7 protein-coding genes and 1 pseudogene are annotated in these 6,427 nt (G+C 67.1%); 2 read left to right on the top strand and 6 right to left on the bottom strand.

Annotated features, from left to right (window positions below):
* Positions 1 to 192: 192 nt before the first annotated feature.
* The 6 genes and pseudogenes from ACFYXS_RS39550 to ACFYXS_RS39525 form a co-directional block, all read right to left on the bottom strand.
* Positions 193 to 2,079 carry a DNA/RNA helicase domain-containing protein gene (locus ACFYXS_RS39550; RefSeq protein WP_389256654.1) on the bottom strand — a complete coding sequence of 629 codons (1,887 nt, stop codon included), beginning with the start codon at positions 2,077 to 2,079 and terminating at the stop codon, positions 193 to 195.
* Between the two features lie 144 nt (positions 2,080 to 2,223).
* On the bottom strand, positions 2,224 to 2,502 hold the full coding sequence (locus ACFYXS_RS39545; RefSeq protein ID WP_389256655.1) for a hypothetical protein: 279 nt from the start codon (positions 2,500 to 2,502) through the stop codon (positions 2,224 to 2,226).
* Positions 2,468 to 2,641 (bottom strand): annotated as a pseudogene (locus tag ACFYXS_RS39540) (DNA helicase); the annotation flags it as partial. The pseudogene ACFYXS_RS39540 and the gene ACFYXS_RS39545, both read right to left, overlap by 35 nt.
* Before the next feature lie 51 nt (positions 2,642 to 2,692).
* Complete coding sequence (locus tag ACFYXS_RS39535) at positions 2,693 to 3,160, bottom strand: DnaB-like helicase N-terminal domain-containing protein (RefSeq protein WP_389256653.1); 468 nt, start codon at positions 3,158 to 3,160, stop codon at positions 2,693 to 2,695.
* A 131-nt stretch (positions 3,161 to 3,291) separates the two neighbouring features.
* Complete coding sequence (locus ACFYXS_RS39530; RefSeq protein WP_389256652.1) at positions 3,292 to 4,179, bottom strand: DUF6083 domain-containing protein; 888 nt, start codon at positions 4,177 to 4,179, stop codon at positions 3,292 to 3,294.
* A 382-nt stretch (positions 4,180 to 4,561) separates the two neighbouring features.
* Entirely contained in the window at positions 4,562 to 5,326 is a 765-nt protein-coding gene (locus ACFYXS_RS39525) for a GntR family transcriptional regulator (protein ID WP_389256651.1), read from the bottom strand.
* A 131-nt stretch (positions 5,327 to 5,457) separates the two neighbouring features.
* Between ACFYXS_RS39525 and ACFYXS_RS39520 the strand changes: the two genes are divergently transcribed.
* Together ACFYXS_RS39520 and ACFYXS_RS39515 are read left to right on the top strand one after the other, a co-directional pair.
* Positions 5,458 to 5,694 (top strand): hypothetical protein, encoded by a 237-nt coding sequence (locus ACFYXS_RS39520; RefSeq protein WP_389256650.1) that lies wholly within the window; start codon positions 5,458 to 5,460, stop codon positions 5,692 to 5,694.
* The gene (locus ACFYXS_RS39515) at positions 5,691 to 5,885 is read left to right on the top strand and encodes a hypothetical protein (RefSeq protein WP_389256649.1); all 195 of its coding nucleotides are present in this window, start codon (positions 5,691 to 5,693) and stop codon (positions 5,883 to 5,885) included. Before ACFYXS_RS39520 ends, ACFYXS_RS39515 begins: the two co-directional genes overlap by 4 nt.
* Positions 5,886 to 6,427 lie beyond the last annotated feature (542 nt).

Raw genomic sequence — 6,427 nt, 5'->3', positions numbered from 1 at the left:
GCTCCGAGACGGAACCTTCTACGAACCGCGCCTCTCCTAAACAACCGTCGCATGACCAGCTCAGGCTTGCCGAAGGACATAGAGGCACCCCCCCCGCGCGCACGCGGGCAAGACGGTGTGGGCCGAACTCGACCTGACGCATGCCCTCCCATGAGCCGCCCCTCGAACCGGATGTCGAGGAACCTCACGCCGTCAGACGCCGACAGCCTGCCGCTCCAGGCCCACCAGCTCGCGCAGCTTCTCCCGAGTCTCCGGATCCGTCGAGTACACCACCGTGCCGACCATGCCGCGCGTCAGCAGGACCTTGTAGGTGTTGCGGATCAAACGGTCCACGTCGGCGTCGGGCGTGGACTTCCTGAAGACCGGGTCCTTGGACTTCGTACGGTCGGTGACCCAGCGATCAGCGCGCCAGACCAGGTCGGGGCCGATGATGACGCCGGACCAGTCGTACTCGAAGCCCTGCGCGGTGTAGACGCAGCCGATCTGGCCGAAGCCGGCCGGGTCGGTCGCCCAGAGGGCGGACGGGGGCGCCCCGGAGATGGAGCGCTCCCCTCGCAGGTTCCAGGGGCGGGCCCAGTCGCCGATCACGACGTCCGCCGGGAGCGGGTCGCCGGGCTTGGGCTCCTCGGACCACGGCCAGCAGTAGCCGGCGGACATTCGAGCACGGTGATCATCCTGGATGCGGCGCTCCTCAAGGAACGCCTCCATCTCCTGCGGGCTCTCGGCGACAAGGAGCTGCATGCGGTCGTCGGGCTCCCACGTCACCGAGCCGCCGGGCTCCAGGCCGAGGAGCCGGACCACCCACCGCAGGTAGGCGTCGCTGCCACCGCAGCGGAACTGGCTCTCCAGCGAGACGACATGGCACTCGAGCCCCTTGCGGGTCGCGGCCGCCTTGATCTCGGCAACCGTACCCATCTCGCCGGGGCGCACCACTTGGTGCTCGTCGAGGAGGAAGACCGGGACGCGCGCGACGTCAAGAAGCTCGTCGATCTGCGGTCTGCCCGTGCGGTTGGCGGCCGACGTGTAGCGGTTCGCGGAGGTCTCCCGGATGCGGTGGGCCTCATCGCAGATGACCACATCAAGCGTGTTCTTCTCAGCCGTCATGAAGCTGTTGAAGTACTTGAAGAGATCCTGCACTTCGCGCTTGCGGGTGCCGGCCACCTTGCGCATGGTCTTGGTGAACGACTGGGAACCAGTGGCGTGCAGGGCCGGGACACCCTGCCGATACAGCTCTCCGAGCAGGGACAGCGCGATGACGCTCTTGCCCGTACCGGGTCCGCCCGTGACGACCACGACCTCCTTGTGGTCGGACTGCTTGGCCTTGCGCACGGCGTTGAGCACCATGCGGTACGCGACCTGCTGCTCGTCGAGCAGGATGAACTGCTCCCTGTCCCGGACCTCCTGGGCCGCGACGGCCATCAGCTGCTTGGACGGCACCGTCTTGCCTGCCTGGAGCTCGTCGGCTGCGCGCGCCCCAGCGTGTCTGTCGCTCAGCCTGGCGCGGAGATGTTCGATGAACGCTCCTCGAGTGCCCTGCGTGAAGAGCCGGCCCCGGTCGTCGAGCTCGATCTCACGAAGGCCGCTCACCCCGAACTCGGTGGCGTTGTGGAGGTAGGCCACCCCGCTGACACGCTTCGGGTGTTCGGCGACCGCGCCGTTGAAGTTGACCAGGTATTCGCAGTAGCGGCGTACCTGCTCGATGGGATTGAGCACTGGATGCGTGTAGGCGTCGACCTGGCAGAGGGCCGGATCATCCTCGTACGGGGCCGCCTGGCTCCATTGCTTCAGTTCGACGACGACGTAGGACGGCTCTCCGGTGACCGGATGCACTCCGGCGAGCACGGCGTCGGCGCGCTTGCTGTTCAGGGGAAGCGCGTACTCCAGCATGACCTCTACGTCGCCGAGGCCCGCGTCGTTGAGGGCCCCGGCCAGCGCCGGGATGCTGCGCTCCCAGGAACGTGCCTCGGAAGGGCCGGGCCGGTAGCCGTGCATATGGACGAACTGCTCGGTGAGGTGGTGGAAGAGCGAGCCGTCATGGCCCATGACGGCGATCGTCCTGGCAGACGCGCGGAACAGCAAGGAATTCCCCCGGGCAGCACGAAGTGACTCGTGCGGGTGGGGGCATGTCCTTCGAGACTCCACCAAGGTGGAGCGGAAGCCCGTCGGGCCGCGATGACGACGTGATCAAGAATACCCGCGCGCCGGATGGCTGTGGAGGATTCGTCACACAAGGCGTCCGCGAATGCGAACCGAACTGCCGTGGCAGTACGGCGTGTCCGCGCCGGTACCCATACGCCGGGCGATCGAGCGCGGCGACGAGCCGGTCGAGATGGTGAAGGACGAGGTGTGGCCGCAGGTAATGCCCCCGCGAATCCCCATCACTACCTCCACGAAGGCATCGACGCCCTGGCCGACCAGGCCCCCGACCTGCACGAGGTCCTTGACCGCTGCCGACGCGAGGGCATGCGGCGTCCTGCGCAATCGCCGGGTTGAACGCGACATACAGGCCACACCGCGGGGTGCCGGCAGCGAGCTGCGTCAGCGTAGTGGTCTTGCGAGTGCCGGCACCGGCTTGGATCGCCAGAAGACCCCCGGCGGCGAATGCATTGGCGGCCGCGGTCTGTTCGTCCGTGGACAGCAGCATCGCTGAGTCTCGTCGGTCCGTGAGGGCGCAGGTAGTGCGGATTGTTGGTCAGGAGTCGTCTTCGTCGATGAGGAAGCCGCGCATCGGCACCGGCGGCAAACCCTCGGGGCGCACGGTTGCACGGCGGCGTAGGTAAGCCAGTTCCCGAATGATCGCCACGTAGTGCGGGACAACTGCTCCCGCCGGTGGCGCTGCACGTGCCAGGTCATGAACCAGGGCCTCCGCGGCCTGTGCGTGGTCGGCATTTCCGGTGTGCTCCCGTCCATCGAGTTCGGCTACGACAGCTGCCGGGGTGCATGGCTCGTTACGGCGGTGAACCGCGTCCATGGCGCCATAGAGGTTTTTGTGGACGGGGCTGCTGAAGCACGTGGCGCGAAGGACCATCATCAGGTGACGGGTGTACCGCCGGTCGTGGAGGTAAGCGGCCAGGACCATGCGCTCGGCGTGCTCATCGCACAGGGCTGGCACGGGCGGAGGCTGGTCGGGGTCAGGAGTGCCGATCAAGGTCTTGGACAAAGAGGCCTCCGAAACGGCCAAGAGAGGGAAGTTGCTGCTCCGAGTGCTGTAAGAGGGGTGTGGTCGTAGCGACGGCCCGCTCTACACAGGGCGGGGCAGTCGAGCGGGGTGGTCGTTCGAGGGCGGTCCGTTCACCCGAGACCGTGGCCCGGGGTGGGCGACGGGTCAGGAAGCCGGTCGAGGACGTACCGGCGGTGGCGGTCAGGATGGAAGCGCACCCATTCGGTTCGTACACTGTCCGCGGCCTCGTCGATGACGGCGTGAGTCGGACAGCGCTGCTTGTGCCAGCGCAACTGCTCGGCATACGGCAGTCCAGTCAGGTCGTAGAGAGCCATGAGCTCCTGGGTTGTGGGCAACTGATCGTCGGCGGGGTCCAGCAGAGGTTCCAGGGGTTCAAGCCGCCACGTACCTGCGAGAGTTGTGGGCTCCAGGACAGCCCGGCAGCAGCGGCGGCGCGTGCGGGTGTGGGCCACACACTTCACGTCCTGCAACGGCCCAGGGGCGAGATAGCGCGTGAAGAGCATGCCCACGACCGGCCGCACCGGCAGAGGCGGCAGGGGCTGAGTCTGGGGCTCGGGTGGCTGCTCGGGCCGGGTGGTGAACAGGCCGGCATCCTGTCGTCGGCGGGAGGTCAGCGCCTGAGTACGCCGCATCTCCTCCAGTAGCGGGCCGCGGTTGTCCGCCGGGCTGGCTGGGCACAGGGCGTGGTGGCGTACACGGCACCAGTCGCTCCCGTCGTGGGAAGGGTGAGCGACACCGGAGGCGACATGCCAGCGCTCCGCCGCCGGTACATCGCGAGCCGGCACCTCGTCAGGATGCAGAGGCACAGCAGTACTGTCGGGACGCTGGTACCACTCGACGCGATTCCCGCAGAAATCGCACCAGCCTCCCTGCGCGGCACGCAGCAGCCGGCTCGGGCTGTCCGCGTCGATACGCAGCGTCCTGCGAGGCCGGTAGTTCTTCCGACTGCCGTCCCAGATGGAACCGCCATCAGCAAAGGAGTTGTTGGTAGAGCGCATGAGCGCAGACGATGCCGCCCACCACGCCGCAATATGGACGACCGAGCCGCTGAAGTCACCTCCCCGGCGCCTTCAGGTCGGACAACAGTTCATTCATTGGGTGCACACGTTCGCCTCGGATCTGCCAGACAGCCTACGGCGATACCGACTGCAGGAACGGACCGCGGCCCGCCGACGACCGGCACAGCTCCCCATCCGTACTCCGCAGGCGGCCAATTATCCGAAGCTCAGTTGCCGAAAACAGCCCGCTCGGCTGCGAGGGTGGAGGGGGCAACAACAAGCGGCTCCGCGTCTGCGAACCGGACCGGGTGATCGGCGAACGGCACGACGGGGTGTCCCGGTGACTGGGCAGCCAGCCCGTGGCACAGACCTCAATCGACATTCACTCGCTCGACTGGTCTATGCCGATCTCGTACGCAATCTCCCAGCGGACGTCGGGGACGACGATGTCGGCTGTCTCGACTGGCCGGCCGTCGCCGTCGTAGTACGTGCGCTCGATCCGCATCAGCAGGTCGCCGACGCTGATCCCCAACAGGTTGGCCTCGTCCTGCGTGGCCCGTCCGGGCCGTGGCACTTCGACGGCGGCGTCCACGACGACGCCGATGGTGCGCATCCGCTCAACAACGCCCGCGCCGGCAAGCGGGCCCATCTCCGGTAGCACGATCGGCGTGCCGTCCGTGACCGCCATAGGCTCCCACGAAATCGAAAGCTGCACCGGCTGGCCGTCAGCCATGAACTCGTACGTGGTGCGAACGCAGAGGTCCCCAGCCTGGATGGCGAGGCGCTGCGCGATGTCGTCGGGGGCGGGCACTCGAGCCTGGCTGTGGGACTCCCACGTGCCGGCCTTGCCCTGCTCGTTCATGTCCGCGCGGAATGGGCTGCCGGCCCGTTGCTCGCGGTGTCGCGACCGGACCATGCGCATGCGTTCGCGCGGCGGGCGGACGAACCGTCCGGAGCCAGCGCGCCCCTCGAGCAGGCCCTCGATGACGAGCCGGTCCAGGGCGCGTTGGGTGACGTTGCGGCCCACGTCGTATTCGGTCGCCAGCACAGCCCCCGACGGGAGCTTGTCGCCGATGCCCCACTCGCCCGCCTTGATACGGCGGCGCAGGTCGTCGGCAACCTCCAGGTAGGGGGCTTCTCGGGGCATGACACTCTCCGTGCTGCCCCAGCACGGGGGCGAGTTGGGGTTGGCGTCGTCGTTGACAAAGCTACTGCATAAGCGAGAACCTACTTAAGTAGCCTTACGCAGTGCGATCAACCAGTGACCAGGGGATACCTGTGCGTCCACGCATCGAAAGCATCGCCGCACGACTCCTCGCGGCCACCGGCACCGAAGTCGAGCGTCAGGAAGACCAGACCGGCGTACGCCTGATCGTGGCTCTCCCGGAACGGCTCGACGAATCACACCGCGCCTTCCTCCTTGCCGCCCTGGCCGACGCGGACGACTACGGCCACGACCACGCGGAGGACGGCACCCAGCAAGCATGGGCCCTGATCAGCGGAGATGCCTCATGAGCGACTTACGCGAGGGCGGATACGACACCGCATCGTCCGCCATGACCAAGGTGTGGAAAACCCGCCCGGGCGGGGTGCGCGAGCTTGTCGATGTCCGCATAGTCGGCCCCGCCGAGCAACTCACCCACCTCGACACCCCCACCGAGTACCCCGACTGCACCGGCCCGGAATGCAGGGCTAATGCCTCATGATCAGGTACTGCTCTCCCTCCCAACCCACCCCTTTCCCCCCGCATATCGCCGTTCACCGCGCCTGCCCAGCTCCGGTGCACTGTGTCCCCACCGCGGAAACGCACTTGAGGGTGACCTCATCGAGACAGGCGGCAGTGCGTACCCTCTTGCCGCCACCGCACTCCCGGGCACCCGGACATCTCAGAGGACCACGACCAAGAAAGGGCCGCGCTGCATGCGGCATGACACAGCGCCAGATCAGATGCCACGTCTCTGGATTGTGGAGGTCCAACCGCGAAAGAGCAGGACAGTCATGACATGCCAGCAATGCGGCATGCTTCCCAACACTTCAGGGAGGTCAGCCACGCGAACGTCTGTGGTGACCCACCTGGTCCAGCACGTCCGTGCCTCGGCACTTGCGCCACATCTGCGGACGTGCCAGTGCGGGCAGCACGACTGCCGCTGGCAGGTCACGTCCGTTGGAGTGGTGTATCGACGGCCACTCGGTGATCTCTTCTTTGAGGCTATGCGGTGAGTTCGGTGGGCAGGACGGTGTCGTCGTT

It is taken from the genome of Streptomyces sp. NPDC002574 (assembly GCF_042889545.1).
GTDB lineage: Bacteria > Actinomycetota > Actinomycetes > Streptomycetales > Streptomycetaceae > Actinacidiphila.
Note: the sequence above shows the minus strand (reverse complement) of the source record. Positions and strands in the feature narration are given on the sequence as shown.